Source organism: Paenibacillus sp. FSL K6-3182 (assembly GCF_037976325.1).
GTDB lineage: Bacteria > Bacillota > Bacilli > Paenibacillales > Paenibacillaceae > Pristimantibacillus.
Genome location: NZ_CP150265.1, coordinates 1,297,498 through 1,317,464, shown reverse-complemented (window position 1 = coordinate 1,317,464; position 19,967 = coordinate 1,297,498). Strand labels below are relative to the sequence as shown.

At 43.0% G+C, this 19,967-nt stretch carries 18 protein-coding genes; 4 read left to right on the top strand and 14 right to left on the bottom strand.

The genetic code is table 11. The features are described from left to right. Nucleotide 1 precedes the first annotated feature (1 nt). The 8 genes from efeO to MHH56_RS05665 all read right to left on the bottom strand — a co-directional run bounded on the left by efeO (nt 2) and on the right by MHH56_RS05665 (nt 10,499). The gene (gene efeO, locus MHH56_RS05700; RefSeq protein ID WP_339207187.1) at nt 2-859 is read right to left on the bottom strand and encodes an iron uptake system protein EfeO; all 858 of its coding nucleotides are present in this window, start codon (nt 857-859) and stop codon (nt 2-4) included. A gap of 145 nt (nt 860-1,004) precedes the next feature. Further along, nucleotides 1,005-2,099 (bottom strand): glycosyl hydrolase family 18 protein, encoded by a 1,095-nt coding sequence (locus tag MHH56_RS05695; protein ID WP_339207186.1) that lies wholly within the window; start codon nt 2,097-2,099, stop codon nt 1,005-1,007. A gap of 37 nt (nt 2,100-2,136) precedes the next feature. Continuing rightward, nucleotides 2,137-3,798, bottom strand: coding sequence for a polysaccharide deacetylase family protein (locus tag MHH56_RS05690; RefSeq protein WP_339207184.1), 1,662 nt, complete (start codon nt 3,796-3,798; stop codon nt 2,137-2,139). Nucleotides 3,799-3,836: 38 nt separating this feature from the next. Further along, nucleotides 3,837-5,708 (bottom strand): glycosyltransferase, encoded by a 1,872-nt coding sequence (locus tag MHH56_RS05685; protein WP_179089864.1) that lies wholly within the window; start codon nt 5,706-5,708, stop codon nt 3,837-3,839. 21 nt (nt 5,709-5,729) lie between these two features. After that, nucleotides 5,730-7,043, bottom strand: a complete 1,314-nt coding sequence (locus tag MHH56_RS05680) for a nucleotide sugar dehydrogenase (protein ID WP_339207181.1) — start codon at nt 7,041-7,043, stop codon at nt 5,730-5,732. 27 nt (nt 7,044-7,070) lie between these two features. Next, nucleotides 7,071-8,522, bottom strand: coding sequence for a polysaccharide deacetylase family protein (locus MHH56_RS05675; RefSeq protein WP_339207179.1), 1,452 nt, complete (start codon nt 8,520-8,522; stop codon nt 7,071-7,073). A 239-nt stretch (nt 8,523-8,761) separates the two neighbouring features. Continuing rightward, entirely contained in the window at nt 8,762-9,844 is a 1,083-nt protein-coding gene (locus tag MHH56_RS05670) for a Gfo/Idh/MocA family oxidoreductase (RefSeq protein ID WP_339207178.1), read from the bottom strand. 85 nt (nt 9,845-9,929) lie between these two features. After that, the gene (locus MHH56_RS05665) at nt 9,930-10,499 is read right to left on the bottom strand and encodes a hypothetical protein (RefSeq protein ID WP_076269627.1); all 570 of its coding nucleotides are present in this window, start codon (nt 10,497-10,499) and stop codon (nt 9,930-9,932) included. A gap of 373 nt (nt 10,500-10,872) precedes the next feature. Between MHH56_RS05665 and MHH56_RS05660 the strand changes: the two genes are divergently transcribed. After that, nucleotides 10,873-11,805: a hypothetical protein gene (locus MHH56_RS05660; protein WP_339207176.1), complete on the top strand. Its 933-nt coding sequence runs from the start codon at nt 10,873-10,875 to the stop codon at nt 11,803-11,805. 115 nt (nt 11,806-11,920) lie between these two features. Further along, nucleotides 11,921-12,166, top strand: coding sequence for an NHLP leader peptide family RiPP precursor (locus MHH56_RS05655; RefSeq protein ID WP_339207174.1), 246 nt, complete (start codon nt 11,921-11,923; stop codon nt 12,164-12,166). Nucleotides 12,167-12,207: 41 nt separating this feature from the next. Here the strand turns inward: MHH56_RS05655 and MHH56_RS05650 are convergent, their stop codons facing one another. The 6 genes from MHH56_RS05650 to MHH56_RS05625 all read right to left on the bottom strand — a co-directional run bounded on the left by MHH56_RS05650 (nt 12,208) and on the right by MHH56_RS05625 (nt 18,205). Further along, nucleotides 12,208-14,160: an ATP-binding protein gene (locus tag MHH56_RS05650; RefSeq protein ID WP_339207173.1), complete on the bottom strand. Its 1,953-nt coding sequence runs from the start codon at nt 14,158-14,160 to the stop codon at nt 12,208-12,210. A 119-nt stretch (nt 14,161-14,279) separates the two neighbouring features. Then, complete coding sequence (locus MHH56_RS05645; RefSeq protein ID WP_339207171.1) at nt 14,280-15,026, bottom strand: hypothetical protein; 747 nt, start codon at nt 15,024-15,026, stop codon at nt 14,280-14,282. Next, nucleotides 15,026-15,904 (bottom strand): ABC transporter ATP-binding protein, encoded by an 879-nt coding sequence (locus MHH56_RS05640; RefSeq protein ID WP_339207169.1) that lies wholly within the window; start codon nt 15,902-15,904, stop codon nt 15,026-15,028. The genes MHH56_RS05645 and MHH56_RS05640 overlap by 1 nt, the downstream gene beginning before the upstream one ends. After that, entirely contained in the window at nt 15,901-16,269 is a 369-nt protein-coding gene (locus tag MHH56_RS05635; RefSeq protein ID WP_339207167.1) for a GntR family transcriptional regulator, read from the bottom strand. The genes MHH56_RS05640 and MHH56_RS05635 overlap by 4 nt, the downstream gene beginning before the upstream one ends. 215 nt (nt 16,270-16,484) lie before the next feature. Further along, nucleotides 16,485-17,279 carry an alpha/beta hydrolase gene (locus MHH56_RS05630; RefSeq protein WP_339207166.1) on the bottom strand — a complete coding sequence of 265 codons (795 nt, stop codon included), beginning with the start codon at nt 17,277-17,279 and terminating at the stop codon, nt 16,485-16,487. A 14-nt stretch (nt 17,280-17,293) separates the two neighbouring features. After that, entirely contained in the window at nt 17,294-18,205 is a 912-nt protein-coding gene (locus tag MHH56_RS05625) for a Gfo/Idh/MocA family oxidoreductase (protein ID WP_339207165.1), read from the bottom strand. Between the two features lie 303 nt (nt 18,206-18,508). Here MHH56_RS05625 and MHH56_RS05620 point away from each other — a divergent pair, with 303 nt between their 5' ends. Then, nucleotides 18,509-19,249, top strand: a complete 741-nt coding sequence (locus tag MHH56_RS05620) for a DNA-binding response regulator (protein ID WP_339207164.1) — start codon at nt 18,509-18,511, stop codon at nt 19,247-19,249. A 70-nt stretch (nt 19,250-19,319) separates the two neighbouring features. Continuing rightward, nucleotides 19,320-19,931, top strand: coding sequence for a hypothetical protein (locus tag MHH56_RS05615; RefSeq protein WP_339207163.1), 612 nt, complete (start codon nt 19,320-19,322; stop codon nt 19,929-19,931). The last annotated feature ends 36 nt before the right edge of the window (nt 19,932-19,967 follow it).

Here is a 19,967-nt window from a genome sequence, read left to right as displayed (position 1 = left end):
GTTAAGCCTCCAATATTGTACCCATTTGAGAAAGCGGCTCGGCAAGCGCATCAATCAGCTGGCTTAGCTTCTTTGTATCTTCCTCTTTCAAATCTAGATAGGAAACATAGCCATCACCTGATTTGTAAGCTGACAAGGCTTGCTCAAGATCAGCAAATCCTTTGCCGATTTGCTCATCCAGCGCAGCATCCTTTTTGTTCAATTCAGCCTTAACCAGCTGATAGATTTTGTCTGCACCTTCCACGTTAGCTGCAAAGTCGTACAGATCCGTGTGTGAATAACGTTCTTCCTCGCCCGTCACCTTCGAAGCGGATACCTCATTAAGCAGCTCTACCGCTCCCGTTACAAGCAAACTTGGCTCAACCTCAACAGTCTCCATCAAAGCGCGAAGCAGCTTTACATCCTCCAGCAAGCGGTCTGCATACTCACCCATACCCTCTGTTGAGTTCTTCTCCCACAGCGCCTGCTCAATGCGGTGGAATCCGCGCCAGTCCTTGTCTTCCACGTCATTCTCACGCGCATCAATATTTGGATCGAGGTCGCCAATCGCTTCAGCTATTGGCTCAATACGTTCAAAGTACATGCGTGTCGGCGCATACAGCTTTTTCGCCGCCTCAACATCCCCGCTCTTCACAGCTGTTACAAACTTCTCTGTTTCTAATATGAAAGTATCGGCTTGCTCAATAGTAAACTGACGATAGCTCTCCAGAATAGGTGCCCAAACCTCGTCCGAGACGACAGCACCGCTTGCGGAATTGCCTTCTGCTTGTTTAGGCTCATTCTTAACTGCATCATTTGAGCCGCAGCCTGTAAATACTACCGTACAAGCCAGTAAAAAAGTCATTAATTTATACTTCATTAAAATTGCTCCCCACTCTGTTTTTGTCCTAAAATGAAGTATATTCGCTATTGATAATCATTGTCAATGGAATATTTCAGTACTAAAGAAAAGTGCTTCCGCAGCTATTCTCATAAGCTTCGGAAGCACTTTGTTATTCCTTATTTTATTGCATATACAGCTTCAAATTAGTCAGAGATTCCATCTCTATTTCGCCTAACCTCCAAATCGCCGCCTTGCTAATTCCGTTCGCTTTTGCAGTATTTATCCAACGAGATAATGTCACTTCATCTGCGTACCACACGGTATGCTTCATATTGTTGGCCTCAGCATCAGTATATTCAAAAAACATGCTGCCGCTCGCTTGATCGCGCTGCGCTTTACTGCCCGTTTGCTTTAGCAGCAGCCCCGCTCGCTCCTCAGTCAAAGCTTCAACCTTGCCATCCTCATGCCAATCGAACCCGCCAACCGAGAAAGCCATATACGGACTGCCAGGCAGTACTTCCATTCTGGTTGCCAATTGTTCAATAAAAGCTTCATCCGCTTTTGGTCCTGGTTCGCTGTGTGAGCCATATAGGTTATAAGCCATCATGACATATTCCGGGCCTTCCGGAAGCTTTAATTGTTCAATAGGAGCTCTTGGTTCCAAAATGATTCGAAGCGACTTCCCGCTTTTCTGCAAACGAGTATGAAGCTCCGAGTAGAAAAGCAGCATCCGTTCCCAGTCTTCTTCCTCGACTCGCTCATAATCGATCTCAATTCCGTTCAAGCCAAATTGATCAACGGCTGCAATCAATTCATCTACATGTTTTTTGCGGCTTTTCTCCGTCTCTACTAGCCGCTTAATTAAACTCGAATCCTTCTGAACAGACTCACCATTTTCTTTAAACTGGTCATTTACTACCGTCAGATAGAGCTGCATCTGTTCGTTCTTCTTATAAATCTTCATGATTTCAGGCAACGCCTGCTGGAACTTATCCGTAAAATAAAGACTATCCTTATAATCAAAATAGGCCGCAAACAACTGCAAGCTTGTTAATTCACCTTTAATAATACTCAGGTCCTCAATTCCCTGCTTCCACTGCCAGTCCACAATCCAAGCTGACAATTCAGGCAGTACGTTGGCTGCAGCCTGCTGTACGTCTTCAATAGACGACTGCTCCGCTTTCTTTGCGCGATTTGTAAGATTGGAAAAATACATTGCTGCGCCTACAAGCACCACAAGCAAACATGCTGCAATAAGACCTTTTCGTTTCCGCATTGATTCAAACTCCTCGAATTATTAGGTTCTGATTAAGCTAAAACGTATCGATCGCCCAGTCGAATGATGCATTAATCGCGTTCTTCACTCTACTGATTAACCCCTCAATCCCAACATAACCGTTCTTGTATAATGACTCATGCTCTGTACCGTCCTCATTGACGGTCGTTACTTTTATATTATCAAAAACAGCGTCGTAAATATCATCTTTTTCGTTGTTAAGGCTTGCTTTGGATGCAAGCGCAATATTTCCGCCGACGATCGAGCTGCTAATTTGCTGCAAAGAGAGCTGTACATCATCTACAATCACCGTTAATTGATCGCCCGATAAGCTAACTTCAAGCTGCTTCGCACGTTCTGCCGCCTTGTCCCCAAGCTTGCTTGCTAGCAGCCGTTCAACCTTGCCTCCGGGTGCCTTTTGCTCCACAATAACCGAATTATCTTCGATCGACACTCGAACAAATGAATCCGTATTCTGATCGTAGCGAACATAAATCGATTGGCTGCCGACTGCATGACCGCCAAGCTCCGCAGTAAGTTTTACGTCGGCAGCATGAATATCTTTCAACAAAAGCATGCCGCTTCCTGCTGGAACAGAGGTCAAAGCAATCCGGTTATCCTTAAACTCAGCCGCACCGCTGATAAGCTGCCACTTTGACGATCTCCGCTCATCCCCTGCAATAAAGCTGACCTTCTGACCGGTATCCTTACTAATTTTCATAAGCAAATGATTCGTATACCAATAGGAAGCAGGCTGCATCCTTGTTAAATTATAAAGGCTGTCACTGCTTTTATTCAAGGAAAGTCCTTCACGGTTAAAATGCATGCCGAACATCGCTTTAATATTTTGGTCGTTCACATTCTCAACAAGCCGGTTCATGCCGTTGTACAAAATGTTCGCGTGCATAATCATATACACGTTCGGAACAAAGCCAAGCGTCTTGTTGTATATTTCCTTCATCGACTTGTAGTCTGCATTAATGCGTGCTTCCATTTCATCTCGATGCTCCGCAGGCACAAGGCTCTCATCCCGGATAAAGTCCATCAGATAGTGAGTGTAGTAACTCGTGTTAGCCCGATCTTTAAACTCATTCTCTTCCTTCACACCAATGAGCTTGCCTTCCTTGTCAAAAATATTAATATAAGACAAGCGGTAGCCGTTGCTTCCAAGCTCCCAATAGCCGTTTTTCATCATACTGAGCATGTCCTTAGGCTGAAGGAATTTGGATTCATTGCTCCCAACCTTATTCGCATAGGACAAAATGGTCGCTTTATAATTGTATTTCTCCAGCAAAGGCTGAGCAAATAAACTGGAATCGTTTCGTCCATCCTCGAAGGATAGAAACAGCGCTTTAGGCGGCAAAGGTTTTCCAAGCTTGTAATAGTCCATAACATCCTGCTGCGAAATGGTTACATAACCTTGATCGTGCAGTGCTTTCAACTGCTGATCCAGCCGTTTTTTGGAAATCAGCTCCGATGTGCCGTTTCTTGCTACGCCAAAATAAGACAGCGCAATAAACCCGTCTTGATTGGTCCACTGCGCCTTATCCGGCTCCGCATATTGCTTGATATCAAATACAGCATGGAAAAGAATGAAGCCCAAAACAAGCAAGATGATCATCTGTACGGTCGTTCTGATCACCTTTTTTTTGTTTTTCCGCTTATAATCGAAAACTCCATTCGTATACCACTTATTCATAGCGGTCATCCTTATCTAGGAAATAGACCATGGCCGCTTTAAAGCGGCATGTCCATATTCTTGTTGTTTTTGTTCTTTCTCGCTGCTTTCTTATTTCTAGCTTCAATGTCCTGCGGCGTTTCTCTTGTCCCCCAGGTTGATTTCCAGAAGGTCACCCAAGCAACAGGCATTTGCCACAGCAGCACAAACTCGTAGAAGATACAAAATACGAATCCAAAAACCCAAAGCTTGCTCTTACGAAACAACAAGTGGGCAAAGCTCATCAACAGCGCCATTAACAGCAGTCCCATCAGGAAGGTGCTTGGGAAGATCCGATACATGATCGGTACATAAACCAAGTTGTATAAAACCACAATCGGCGCTGCAATAGGAACAATAAGCCCAATGTAGAAGAACAAAGCCATAAACGGCTCCTTCCGCCAAATAAAGCCCCCTGCTCGCAGCGATTCACGCAGCCATGAACGTTTCCAGCGCATTTGCTGCTTTAAGAACACGTTCATCTCTGAGGGGACGATTGTGGAGCAAATTGCTGTATCCTGATAGCCGGTACGATGTGTTTTCAAAATAAAATTAGTCATGCTGCGGTCATCGCCAAAGGTCGCTGGCTGCCCCAAAAACTTTTGCGTCAGCCAAGCATCCTTATGCTTCAAAATTAAATCCTTCCGGTAGCAAGAGAGTGGCCCAGATAAGCAGGTTACGCTGTCAAACCAAGATTCAGCTGCCTTCATAATTCGGAATGCAATATAGTAACGAACCGTCTGCAGCTTAGTAACTGTGTTCGTATATTTATTTTCCACATCCGTGCGTCCAGCGACACCGCCCATTCGCGGGTCCTGAAAGGGCTGTACGAGATTTCTAATCGCCGTTGGCTCTAGAAAGCTGTCAGAGTCCACAAATACGACCAAACGATGCTTTGCCATCTCCACGCCCTTTACAAGCGCTACGCGTTTGCCCCCATTTTCGGACAATACATGCAATTTCAGACGATCCTTCGTTTCATACCTCTGCGCCTCTTTGTGAACAAGGTCGATAACCTTCTGAATTTGCTCCACAGAACGATCCTTAGAGCGATCATCTACGACAATCACTTCCAGCTTGTCGATCGGATAATCTTGATTCATGCAGCTCAAAATCGTTCGATGAATCCATTCCTCTTCATTAAAGCAAGGAATTATAATCGATACGCCTGGCGTATAATGCGGATTAACCGGCACATCGCGGTGCAGCGCGCCGAAGAAGTAACGAGTGAGCAAGAAAGCCGCTGCCGTAATACTGTATAAATACAAGATGAAATTATATTTAAAATAAATGATGCTTTCCACACGCATAAGCATAATAATACCAACGGCTACAAACAGCAGGGTGCTCGCCGCATAGACAGAATAACCCCAACGCTTCTTCTGAAGATACGTGGATAAAGGCCGCTCAAATTGGAAAGCGATAAGCTGCTTCGCTCCCTCTTCGCTATCTCGCGTAAATGTTCTTTTGATAACAGCTTCTATTTTCACGGCAGACTCATAACCTTCAGGCATCGTCCCAGGTGGGATTTCGAAGCTCAGCTTATACTTTGCCCCCTCCATGAACGAATCGCCAATTACGGATGCGTCCAGTTCAATCAAAATGCCTGTAGAAGAAATGTCTACCGCTTTTCCCTTTATTGCCTGCTTCTTCCTCCGGCCATTGCGAAGCAGCCGCACGTCAAAGCTAGCCTCATATCTCAGGCTAAGCTCACGCAGCTTATGCATCGCTGCCGCATCATCACGGCCGTCCTTGCTTTGACCTTCGGCATAACCTCTTCGATCAACCTTTTGCCGCAAATGTTCCGGATCGGGAACGCTCCAAAGGGTGCGTCTGTCCGCTCTTGGAACAGTCAGCACTTCTATCGGCTTTTTTTTCTGTCGTCTAAACACGCTGCTGTCTCCAATCCGGCACTATAGGCTCCAATAGTCGTATCCGTTATGCTCGAATAACCGCTTATCAAATACGCCTTTTATATCAACCAAAAACTTCGTTTTATTGTCGTCATACAGCTTGTCAAAATCCTCAACATGCATCTTCATAATTTGACTATGGGGAACCGCTACAATAACAACATTCAACCCGCTTAATTCCTCAATGTCGCATAGCACGATGCCATACTCACCATAAACCTGCTGCTTGTCCACATTTGGATCTGCCACAAGTGTTGTTATCCCGTACTCTTGAAGCTCTTCGATAATGTCTGTCACCTTCGTATTGCGAATATCGGAGCTGTCCTCTTTATAAGAAAAGCCAAGAAAGCCTATTTTGGCTGTATTTATATTTACCTTCTGCTTAACAAGCCTCTTAATGATTTGCTGAGCGACATACTTGCCCATCCCATCGTTAATTTGGCGTCCCGCTAAAATAATTTTGGAATGATAGCCGGTATCCTCCGCCTTATAGGTCAAATAATAAGGATCAATTCCGATGCAATGACCACCAACCAGCCCAGGGCTAAAGTTTAGAAAATTCCATTTGGTGCCTGCGGCTTGAAGTACAGCTTTTGTATCAATGCCCATACCGTTAAACAGCATGGACAACTCATTCATAAAAGCAATATTTACATCTCGCTGTGCGTTTTCAATGACTTTTGCAGCCTCAGCTACCTTGATGCTCTCCGCCCGAAATACGCCTGCTTCAATAATCAACTCGTATATACTGGCGACAGTTTCCAGCGTTTCCTCGTCCATACCGGACACAATCTTCGTAATGTTCTCTAGTCGATGAACCTTGTCACCGGGATTGATTCGTTCAGGCGAATAACCTACCTTGAAATCGACGCCGCAAACAAGACCCGACTCTGTCTCCAAAATCGGAATACATATTTCCTCCGTCACCCCCGGATAGACGGTTGATTCAAACACAACCATTGCGCCATGCTTGAGCTTCCTGCCCACCATTTGACACGCACTCTTCACATAATTCAAATCCGGTATATTACCGCTTTGAATCGGTGTAGGCACTGCCACAATGAAGAAAAAAACATCTTTAAGCTCATTCAGATCTGAAGTAAACTGCGCTTCGGTATTTTTGAGCACATCACTGCCTATATCGCCGGTTGTATCGATCCCGCTGCAATATTGTGCAATCTTATCTTTATTGACATCAAAGCCGATTACGTCCACTTTTTTCGCAAAAGCTACTGCAATCGGCAATCCGACATAACCTAATCCAATGACCGCTATTTTCTTCTGCCTTGTAACGATTTCCTCGTATAACGTCATATGTCATCTCCATCTAGTAAGAAAAAGTTATTTTAGAGACATTTGCGACATGGGAACGAATGTATAACCCTCGCTTTTCAGCTTCTCAATAACATCTGGCAGCGCCTCAATCGTATGAATGTTATCCAGCATGTGAAGAAGAATAACACTTCCATCAACCGTTTGATCTAGAACACCCTTCACGATATGATCGGCGTCATTGGCAGAGTCCCAGTCGAACACCGTTACGTCATACATCGCAATGGAGGTGTAGCCTGTTGCAGCTACGATTCTCGCCCGTTCATCATCAATTTCACCCGTCGGGGGTCTAAATAACATGGTAGGCTGCTGCTGAATGGCTTCGGTTATTACTTGATGAGCCTTGACGACTTCCTCCTGCAATTGCTCAGGCGTTAACTTGGTTATGACAGGATGACTGTATGTGTGATTAGCAACATCATGTCCGGCTTCCGCTATCGCCTTAGCTAAATTCGGATTTTTCTCTACTCCGTTGGCACGCAAGAAGAAAGTAGCCTTCACGTCATGCTTTTCCAAAATATCAAGCAGCTTTGTAATCGTGTAGTCGGTACCCCAATCATCAAAGGTAAGTGACACAACCTTCTTTTTATTTTCCCAGTTATAAATAAGCTTGTAGCTCGATTGTTTGTCGTTTAAATTTTTTCGAGCAGCATCAAATCCCGGTATTTGTTCAAGCGGTTTTCTCTCTTGACCACTGCTTACCAGCTCTTTAAGCGGAACGAGCTTGTAGCCAACCTCGGCCGCTGCCTTCGCAATAAGCGGTATCGATTCAAGTACCTGTCCATCCAGCTCCGTATCCAAGGCAATAATGCCGCCCCGAGTTACATATTTTCGAATATAGTCCGCTTTCTCTTGCTCCGATTCCTGCTGCCATTCATGCAAATTAAGACTGTAAGATACAACAGCCGAAAGCCCGCTCTGCGCTGCCGCCAGCTGAACGGTATCATTGTAATCGCCGGATCTCGTCCGCATATATTGAGGCTTTACTCCTAGCTCCCTCTCGATCACTTCATTGCTGACATTGATCTCTTTAAACACTTGCTCATAGCTTAAATGAGTTAGATCGAGCCGACTAAGCGTGTTGTTCTCAATGCCATGACCTCTGGCCAAAATCTCCTTGGCAATTCCCGGCTCTTCAGCCACCCTCATTCCCGGCAAAAAGAAGGTCGCCTTAATATCGTAGCGATCAAGTTCATCGAGGAGCTTAGTCATCAGACTCTCATCACCCATACCATTGAAAGTAAGAGACAATTCCTTATTGGTCGTATAGACAAATGGAATCACTTTACTCTTTTCACCATTTACAGGCACGACAGGCTTTTCCGTCTCTATTGGTTTATTCTCTTCGCTCAAATTGCCGCTGCTTGTAAACAAAGCGCACCCTGTAACCGAAAGAGCCAGCAACACGAACATCAGCAATAAAATGACAGGATTCTTTATTTTATTCGTTAAAAATGGCATCTGTTTCTCCTTTATAGCTTGATTACCCATTAATTAATAAATCGAATATGTTTTTCCAAGAAAAAAATAATAATTTCCAGAAAATTCCGAATATTCAAAACAAAAAAAGACTCTATCACAAAAATAGTGACTACGAGTCTTCTACTTATCGTACAATTTTAGCACAGCCGAAGACTTACACCTGCATGTAATTGGTACCAATTTTGTTTAGTGCTAATTGTCCTAATTGGTGATTATGACTATTCTGGCATCCAAACTTGTTTCTCCGTATGCACCGTTTGTCCCGAAGCCATTGCTTCTCCCATAAGGAGCGCCAAATAGTGATCCTGTGCTGCTTCTGCCAGGCTATAGAAGGAAGCTCCTTTACCGGAAGCGAGCAGCCCCATTCGCAGCAAACAAGTCGCGATTGCGATCTCGTCATCACTAAGCCTAGCGGGAGCAACTGGATTCTGGTAAAGCCATTCGCCATCCGCAATTACCCCGCGATGATAATAACCTTCCAAATTCCCGTGCTGACCGGTATCGACTCTGCGAAGCTCCGTATGAATGGGCGTGGCGTAATCTTTTAAATAACTGACTTCTGAGTCTACTAGCTCACCTTTACTGCCTCTTATGAGCATGCGGCTGCGCCGTATCCAAGAGAAGTATTGATCTCCCGTAAAATCATATACAGCCAGCTTGTCGCCAAATCGGAGCGTTGCAATTCGCTGCACAGATTGAACCATTCGTTCTTCAAGCGGATCACCTTGTCTGCTCGGCCCTTGCATGATCTTCGATTCAAAGGTCTGTCCAATGATGCTGGCATGCTCGAACCCGACGCCAAGAAGCTGTCTAATTAAGCTAATTCCGTGATAGTCATGGGCAGCAGATACCTGTGCTTGCGATACTTCACCCAGCTTCCCGGAGCGGGCAATCTGAATCCGAGCCGCATGCATCGGCTGAAATAAATACTGTTCGGCTACTTGTACCATTGCATCCTTAGGCAGCGATTGATACAGGTTGGTTAGTGCTTCCAAATCAGCAGCCGGAGGCGTCTCTGCCAGCACTGGAATTTGCCGTTCAGCTAGCTCTTGGATAATAGCCGGAGCCGCTGTTCGCGGGACAGATACGACAGCGAAGCTGAACTGCTTGGACTCAGCCGTAAACTGATCCATATTGCGAACCGTACGAATGCCCCATTTTGCCTCCAGCAGCCGCCCCTTCTCCTCGTCACGAACAAGTATCGTATGAATGTTGAATTTCTCCGGCAATGCTTTGGCGATACGTATGTAAAACTCTGCGCGCCAGCCTCCGCCAACTATTCCAAAGCTAATAATAGACATCGTGAACCAGCCTCCTGGATGTAATCCGTTTTCGTCATAATGATCATTATAAAAAAGAAAAAGATCTCAACACGTGAGATCTTCTTTACGCAGTGCGGAAGGTTCCAGTTGCCTTTATTTCCTCTTGAACACCTGTATAAGCTTGCAGCTTACCATGGTAAACGAGCTCCAGCAGCGTTGTATTCTCCAAATCTGCAGGTGTTACGAACAAGGAAGGTTTATTAACAAGATTCACGCCGCTTTCCTCAAAAACAGAGGCTACAAACTGCGAGCAAAAGTATGCGTACTCTCGTTTCATCTCAATATTAAGCATGATGCCTAACATGCCAAGCAAATTGTATTTATACTGATCGCGATTTTTCTCCATGTAATGAATTTGATTTCGTATGTTTATATAGGCGCAATGACTAATCGTGCATCTATACAAAGCGCAGGTTGAGTTCTCAAAAAACTCGCCTCGTACATCCTCTTTCACAAATCCCGCAAAAAATGGGTTGTTCGGATTTTTTCTGCCAAAGCTATAAACCTCATTCAAGTCTCTGTCAAATGCGATTGAAGCGTGATTCAGCATATTTTTAGTGTACCATCTAATTGTCTTGGAAAATAAGGTTCCCGTATTCGTTAAGAGAACATAAATTTCAACATCTCTATTCATGCCATACTACCTCCACATTAAAGAACTCTCATCTAGGTATTAACTTTAATGCAGGAGAACTAAATTCTAAACCTGCTCAGGTAATAGATTCATCCCCGACCTAAGTCCAGTTCTGTAAGCATAGCGTGACAGAGGATCATCTACTAACTTCACCTATTTTTATAACCTTAATCCATTTTACTGGATTTTCTGCTTTTACTCAATACAGACTTCGTTTTTTCTTCCTCAAGCTTAAAAATATGTTAAGATTTTCTTTTTCCAAAAATGATATAGTAGGAAAAGATTGACACCGTTCATATACTATTTATATGCATCAAATCTTTATTTAGTATGGTCGTTTGGCTTACATTCTATTGCAGCGGAGGACATTTAAATGGAATGGTTTACTCGCTATACCACACAGCTGGAACTTGTTTATGCCAAAGCCGAAGAACGTATTGCTGCTTTCCCTGCACCGCTCGGCAGCCTTGGTCTGGCCTATGCGCATAAGTTCAATCCTGTGAAGCATGACAGCAATAAGGATTACATATGCAGCCTTCTCCCCTTCTGGATGAAAGAGCCGAGCGGAATTAATGATTCGCAATGCGAAGCGCTTGCATTAGCTAATGTATATGGAATGCTTTATTTTTTTATTCAGGATGACGTGATGGACAGCAAGCCGGCATCCAATTGGAAGGAACAGCTTGCTCTTGGAAACCTGCTCATGCTCGAAATGTTCCGTGTATTCCGTGAGCTGTTCCCTTCAACTTCACCATTTTGGGCGTATTACGACCATTATGTAACGAACTGGGCCGAGAGTGTAACCAACGAGGATCGCGATGATTACTTTATAAACGACCCTATCCGCACAGCTGGCAAAGCAGGTCCCGTCAAAATCGCAAGCACTGGCGCGCTGTTGTTAGCAGGACGCCCAGAGCTCATTGAGAAAATGGAGCTTGCCATCGATATTGTGCTGATGTCGCTTCAGATGTCTGACGACTATCAGGATTGGAAAGAAGATCTGGCTGAAGGCAGCTATAATGGCCTGCTTGCGATGATCGCCGCAAATAGAACTGCGGAAGAAGCATTAACTGAACAAAAGGTTGAAAATGAAATCTTTATTCGAGGATGCCTCGGACCTTATGTTCAGCTTGCAATTGATAATGAAAAACGACTAATCGAATTGGAAGCAGGATCTAGTGAGCTAGTCGCATTCCATACTTTTATACTAAAACATTTGAACCATACCCATGAGACGATAGAATCAAACAAAAAGTTGCTGATGGAAGGCGGATTTAACTACTTTTTGTCTAAAATTTCAGTTTAATAGGTACTATATAATCTATTAATTGTCGAATAATTGAAAATTCATATAGAATTTGTCGAACGGGCATGATAGACTGAGTATGGTAAACTTATACATATTCGGAAGGGTGATTATTGTGTCCAATGTACAATCGTTAAAAGAACAAATCATTCAAAAAGCTTGGGAAGATGCCGAATTCAAGAAACAACTTATCGCCAATCCGAAAGAAGCAATAAAAGAAGCTTTCGGAATCGATGTTCCGGATACAATCGAAGTAGAGGTTGTGGAAGAATCGGCGAATAAATACTACTTGGTAATTCCAGAAAACCCAACAACAATTAAAGAAGAAGCGATCCAAGCACAAGGCGCTATGTGGCAATAAATAAAAATAAAAAAAAGCGCTGGTTTTAAAAGCAACCAGCGCTATTTTTCTGCAGATGGGATATGAATTATTGCTTCGGTTCCTAAACCTTTCTTACTAAAGAACTCAAGCTTCCCTTGCATTACCTCTATAATTCGGAAAGTAACCATCAGCCCTAAACCAGTTCCTTTTGATTTCTTCGAATAATACGGCTCTCCTAACCTTGCGAGATCAGCCTCATTCATTCCCTCACCGTTGTCTTTTATACAAATAACGACATTGTTAGAATTATCCATATAAGCTCTAATTAATATAACACCTTCTTTGTCCAGTGCTTCAATACTATTTTTAATAATATTTATTAGAGCTTGCTTAAATTTTGATGAATTACCTCTTACAAATAAGTCATTTGCCAACTCAACATTGATTACTCCACCTTGCATTGTAGCAAGAGGAACCAGTATACCTTCAATTTGTTGAAGCTCCTCTGAAATATTTAAAAGCGTTGTTTGTTCAAGCTGTGGTTTGGCGAACGTAAGAAAATCAGTTATGATCTCTGATGCGCGATCTAATTCATCTATTGCAAGTACCATAAAGCTTTGTTCCTTATCGTTCGTAGTTTTCTCACGAAGAAGTTGTAAAAAACCTCTCGTCACCTGCAACGGGTTTCTAACCTCATGAGCTACTGAAGCTGCTAACTGACTAATGATTTCCATTTTTTCAGACCGTTGAAGATCATTGTTAAACACTTCAAGTTGTTTTGAATATTTAACAACCTGTTCGTAGTTTTCTAAAATTCTCCTTGCAAGAATCACAACAAGTGCAGCAATAAAACTAAGAATGCCCCATTTCCAGAAAAACAAATCATAGCTCATACCCTTGATAAAATACCAAATAACTTCGGATACCCCGACTGCTGAGAAGATACCGAAGCCAGTCGTTAAAACAATGGCTTCTTTATTTCCTTGAAAACAATAATTTATAAGCAAGCCGACGAGAAGCAAATTCCCAATTATTATTGAGCCACCGAAAGATACAATAGTAACCATAGTGTACATAGTTTTGATCTCAACTGATATAAAAGAAGCCAGCAATAATATAACTGTTATAAATAAAATAATAACCTGAAGCCTTCTAAACAATAATATTAACCCGAAAGGTCCTCTTCCAAAAATCTTTTCGAAAAAGAAATAAATAGCAGGCATCAATAGGCTTGATGCTAAATCGAATAAATAGTAAATATAAAATCCATACTCCCCGTATATAGTATGTAGATAAGGTGAATATGAGAGAATCATTAAACCGATTGATAAAATAACTACGCACAGAGAACTCCATCCAGCTAAATATGGTTTTCTCAAAAAAATAATAATAAGAAACATAGCCAATGAAACGAACAAAAGGGCTGCTCCCAAAACAACATCCAGCATATCGTGCTTCAAAAAATCTTTACTGAGCGTTTGATTCTCGCCAACTAAGATTTGCTTCTTTAATCCTAGCCAGTCTGCATCTGTATGAAGAAAGACGTATACCATTTTATTAGATTCATACGAGCTTAAAGATAATAAAATCTCATTCCTATTATATGGATAATTACGATCAGACTTATATACGAGCTCATTATCAATAAAAATCATTACATCCTTCGCAGTAAGACTGCTAATCATTAGAGCGGGTCTTGAAAAGTAAAATTCAGGTAGTTTAAATCTCAACCATGCCGATGTAATATTAGCAGGCTTAGTAGGTAATGGATCGCCGTAGGTAAACGGCATCCAAGCGCCTTTTTTCTCCAGAAATTCACTATGATTCGAAATTCCAGATGGATTCTCCTCCCAGATCATTTCCCATTCTGTTATCCTTATATTTGGTTCATTCGTTAATGCTTGGAAAGTAGTAGCATAAGAAGCCGTAGCAAAAAAAGGAGTAACAATACAGAGCAAAAACACGAAGATCAACAAAAATTTACGTAGTACTTTCATCATACACCTCAAAAACTCGATAATGTTAATGCTCATATCATACTATATTTCGACAATGTTCGATAAGCCTCCTTCAAAAATTTGGTTGTTGACAAAATAAATAAAGCCGTTTCCAAAGATCGTTACGATCTTTGGGAACGGCTTGAATAATTGGATTAAAATAACTTTTTTCTTATTGATACACGGCGAAGCATCATAAAATTCAAGGCTACAATACACAGCATGACAGCAAAGGCAAGAATAATGACTGCTGCTAGCGATGCTCGTTCTACCTCTAATACCGTTTGCAATAGATTGCCTATCCAGTCTGACGATAGAACAGCCTCCATCGCCATCATTGGCAGCAGCGCAGCAACTGAAATTAGTACGCCTATCTTCCAATTAAATCGATAAAATCCGGAGCCAATGAGCCAGCCGCTGCCAAAGTAGGCAAAGAACAAACAGAAATATTCAAAAAAGATCCAGCCGAGCTCTAAAGAAGATGAAAACAAATGCGGATTGTTCAGCTCTAGTGTCCAATTGTTTTTGTCATAAATGAATTGCTCGACGGGATACCCTATCGTTAATATAAGGGCGAATATGGCTGAAAATAGGACTAGTACTAAACTCACACCTCCAATAAAGTGCTTTCTCGTTACTCCACTGGAAACAAAGCTTGCGAGCGATGCAGGGGTCAGCAGTATGCCAATGACAAGCAGAAATACTCTCGGCGATATGGTCGTGCTTTCCCAAACCTCTTGCCCTTCAAAATCAGGTCCTACTATAGACTCAGCATTTGTTAAAATGCCTATACCAATATAGATCAGAATAAATATGACCCAATAAAAAAAGATCGTCCAACGAAAGGTGTACATCATATGCTGTGCAACATTAAGCACGGGATGTTTTCTCTTGCTGCTCATTATTCATCCCCTCTTTTCTTCGTCAAATGAACGAATAAATCTTGCAGTGATACAGGACCAAGCTCAAGCCCTGCTGCTAATGCTTGCTTGCGCTTCACATCAGTGAGCTCTCCGAACACAGTAACTGACTTCGTTTTACCAAGCTTCTGCTCCCCAAGCACCGGCAAACCTTCTGCAAAACGATCCACGCTTTCACACGGTCCAGTTATAGATGAGCCGCGCGCCCGCAGCGCATCTGTTTCCTCATGCATGATTAGGCGACCTTTATCCAAAATAAGCACCTCTTCAAACAAATTGCCTACTTCCTCAATTAAATGCGTAGATAAAATGAAAGTACGAGGCGTTTCCATATAATCATTAAGCAGCTCTTCATAAAAGGTATAGCGGGACGGAGCATCCATGCCAAGATAAGCCTCATCAAAAATCGTAACCGGTGCGCGGCTAGCAAGGCCAATCGTCACGCCAAGCGCTGACTTCATTCCTCTCGAAAGGGTAGATATACGCTTCTTAATCGGGAGCTCATAGTGACGAATGAGTCGATCCGCATAGTTTGCATCCCAATTGGGCCAGCAGCTAGCCGAAAGCTTTAATACATCACGAACGTATAAAGTGTCCGGCATATGGCCGCTTTCTTGGATAAAGCATACTTGCTCCATGATGCGTGCATTTTCGAATGGCGCTTCACCATCTATCGTTATTTCACCATCTGATTGCTGTCGATAGGAGGCTATGATCGATAATAGACTGGTTTTTCCAGAACCATTTCTACCGAGCAAACCGTATATTTTGCCACCCTCGAGCTTGAACGAAATGTTGTGTAGCGCTGAAAATGATCCATAACGCTGCCCCAATTGATTCACTTCGATACCTAGCGTCATACGTCAGTCCTCCCTTTCACTTGTTCGATGCGACCAATGATATCTGCAAGAGGGACACCAATTTTCTCAGCTTCCACAAGCATTTGATCGACGACCTCTTCAAAAAAACGATCTCTGCGCTGTGCCAGCAGCAATTGCCTAGCTTCGCCATTTACAAACATGCCGATTCCTCTTTTCTTATACAAAATGCCTTCCTCCGTCAATAAATGAAAGCCTTTCGCTGCTGTAGCAGGGTTTATACGATAAAATGCAGCATATTGGTTTGTTGACATGACCTGCTCATCTTCTTGCAAAATGCCGCTTATGATGTCGTCTTTAATTTTGTCTGCTATTTGTTGGTAAATGGGACTTCGATCATCAAACACGTCATCACCCCTTCAGGTTACATGGTTCATTACTTATGTAACTAACCATACAACCGTGACCAATAAATGTCAAGCCTATTTCATTACAGCATGTTATACAGATCTTTGAGGCTAAACGTTGAAAACAAAAAAACTGCCTCCGGTTATTAACCGTGAGACAGCTTCTTGTCCTCTTATGATAAGCAGTACGTTTGTCCGAGTAACTGGACAGTCCGTTATTTGGTTGCTTGAATTCCCTTCATCCATCCGATCAGCTCATTGCTTACTTGCTCCAGCTGCTCCTCCGGCTTAATGCTTGCTGGTCGATCCCCTTTTTGCGTGCCATAGGAACCAAATTGACCATGATTCCCTCCTTCAATCGTGACATACTGCGTTGAGCTAGGCATATACCGTTTTCCTTTGCCCCATGCCTCCCAATCCAACACGCCATCATTAGACGCAGTGACTTGCAATACTGGCAGTTTAGCATCTTCAAGAGTTCCAGCTTTTTCTGCATAGGCCGCAAGGAAAAAGATACCCTCAATTTGATTCAAATGCTCCGCAGCATATCGTGAAGCAAAAACACCGCCAAGCGAGTGGCCGCCTATAACGTAACTTTCCTCTGGATGCTCAGCAATAAAATCATCCGCTTTGTTTTGCCCCATTAAAGCAAGATTAAGCGGCATACTTGCAATGTATACACGGTGGCCTGCGTCAGCGAGCTTGTGAGCTAAAGGTGCATAGCTTTTTGGATCTACTAATCCACCTGGATAAAAAATAACATTAGGCTGAACAATCCCAGCTGCTCCAGCGGTCGGTTCAAAGCGATAGCCTGCTTGTCCAATGCTGACCGCAACTTGTTCATCGCTCTTCATCGCAGCTTTAGCCTCAGCAGATGGTGAATAAACCATCATTTGATACGCGACAGCCAGCGACAATAGTAATACCAAAACAATGGCTAACGTCCAAATAAGTACCCTCTTTTTTCGCGCTTGCTTCGGTTTTGCCAATGCCTGTGAATCGTGACTCATTTCGTGCACTCCCTTTATTCCAGCATCTTCATTAGCAGCTTTTGTGATTCCAGAGCTTCTTCACCATTCACGCTTGGACTCTTATCTTGTACGATACATTGAATGAAGTGAAGAACAGCATCCTCAAAACCTCGTTGTTTCAGAGTCGTTTGCCAAGATGGCGGCAACGTTTGTGTTACTGTATCGTCACGCTCTACTTCGAGCAAACTCATATTTTTCACACGAATAATTTCGCCTGACGATACAATTTCGAGCTGCTCCAAGTTCGTTCCTGCGTGTCGGTGCATCGCAGTCGATAACGTGTAACCGCCGAGTGTACTGTAGTGATGCTGTGTATAAAGCAGCTGATTATGCTCGTTAACATTAACGACGCCGTCAATCACAGTCGCCTTCCCATCTGCAAGCCAGCGTGCTGTATCAACTACATGCAAATAATCGTCCAGCATCGTAAAATCTGCGGTTTGCGGACCAACTGAATTCGTCCGATGTTTCTCCATCCGAATCCATGCCGTGTCCGTCATTCGGTCCTTTGCTTCTATGTATAAAGGGGAAAAACGACGGTTAAAGCCAACCATCAGCTTCCTGCCTAACTTTTCTGCGAGCTCCGCAAGCTGCTCTGCCTGATGCAAAGTAGCTGCCAGTGGTTTATCCACATATACATCCTTACCCTGTTTGAGCAGAGTTGACACTACCTCATAATGAGTATCAGTAGCGCTATGTACAAAAACAGCATCGCATTGGTCAGCCAGCTCGAGTAAGCTTCCATAGGATGAAATTCGGTACTGCTCGCAAATTACTGCACGCTTCTCTGCATTAGGTGAAAAAGCACCAACAAAATTCCAGTCTATAGCTTTCGATAATATAGGAAGATAGGCCTTTTGTGCAATTCCTCCAAGTCCAACCATACCAATACGCGGTTTGGTCATTTTCAACCACCTCTTCATAAGTTTCATTATTAACAGGATTACATCAAGCTATTAGCAATAAACCATTTAACTCGCTCCCTAAACTATACACTTATTTGCGTGGGCTGGCATTTGAATACGAAAATTATAGTACCTGATAAATAAATCCAGCTACTCATCCGAATAGGTCATTTAAGTCTAGTGACAGTTGAACGCTGCTCGATTACAATTAATTTAGGTGAAGCACACCGCTCGTACTTCGGACATTTGTTCGTGATCGGGCGGTGTTTTTTTATTTTATGAGGATGGGGTGGGATGTTACATATGGTGAATCGTATTGTATCTGTTAGTGGGAATGAAGGTGGATTGGTTCATTTGGACACAGTGAAACAAGCATACACGAGGTGGATTGCGATGCATTCTGAACTGCGCAAAACTAAGAGTGAACGCAGACGTCGATTAGAAGAGCGCGATGATCATGGCGAGCAGCTATTTGCAATTCATATATGGTGGCCGGTACTCGGCAGCTTTGACTATTTGCATCCTGAATATGAGATCAATGATTATCGCGATGGCAGCCGCTTTCTCGACTTTGCTTATGTTCGCCCACCATATCGAATTTCTATCGAGATTGACGGATACGGGCCGCATCACAAACAAGCGTCTCGACGAAAATTTTCAGATGATCGCTTTCGCCAAAACCAGCTTGTGCTGGATAACTGGATTGTAGTGCGTTTCTCCTATGACGACATCGGTGAGCGGCCTAGACAATGCCAGCAGTTTCTTCAACAGTTGCTCGGGAAATTGTATGGTCTCGGAAGCTCCGAAAAGTTGGATCTACCGTTACCTGCATCCTATCGAGAACTACTAAGATGGGGACAGCAACGTGAGCGGGGATCAACCTTTACTCCCAAGGAAGCGCAGCATCTTCTAGGTGTCAGCCACTGCACAGCACGTAAATACTTGCAGCATCTGCTGCAGCAAGGACTGCTCGAACAAGCATCTGGCCATAAACGCATACGCACCTACCGCATATCGTCGAAAGTTGCTCAATTGATTATATAAACCTAGAAATAATAAACACATTAGCTCACTACTAACAATTGTGCATTTGAGGCATATTGGAGGGCTAGTTATGAAAATTAGACTAGTTTTTAGTTCTATTTTTGCGCATTTGATCTGTTTGGCGGAAATAGAGCTAGTTTCTAGTGCTATTCCCAACAGCATTGTCCATTTGAGGCATATTGGAGGACTAGTTATGAAAATTAGGCTAGTTTTTAGTTCTATTTTTGCGAATTTGGCCGGTTTGGCGGAAATAGTGCTAATTTCTAGTGCTATTCCCAACGACTTCGTGCATTTGAAGCATATTGGCGAGCAAGTTATGAAAATTAGACTAGTTTTTAGTTCTATTTTTGCGAATTTGGTCAGTTTAGCGGAAATAGAGCTAATTTCTAGTGCTATTCCCAACAGCATTGTCCATTTGAGGCATATTGGCGTACAAGTTATGAAAATTAGACTAGTTTTTAGTTCTATTTGTGCGAATTTGGTTAGTTTGGCGGAAATAGTGCTAATTTCTAGTGCTATTCCCAACGACTTCGTGCATTTGAAGCATATTGGAGAACAAGTTATGAAAATTAGGCTAGTTTTTAGTTCTATTAGTGCGAATTTGCTCTGCTTGGCGGAAATAGTGCTAATTTCTAGAGCTATTCCCAACAGCATTGTCCATTTGAGGTGTATTGGAAGTTAAATCCATAAAACTCACAAGAGAAATGCTACTCTATTA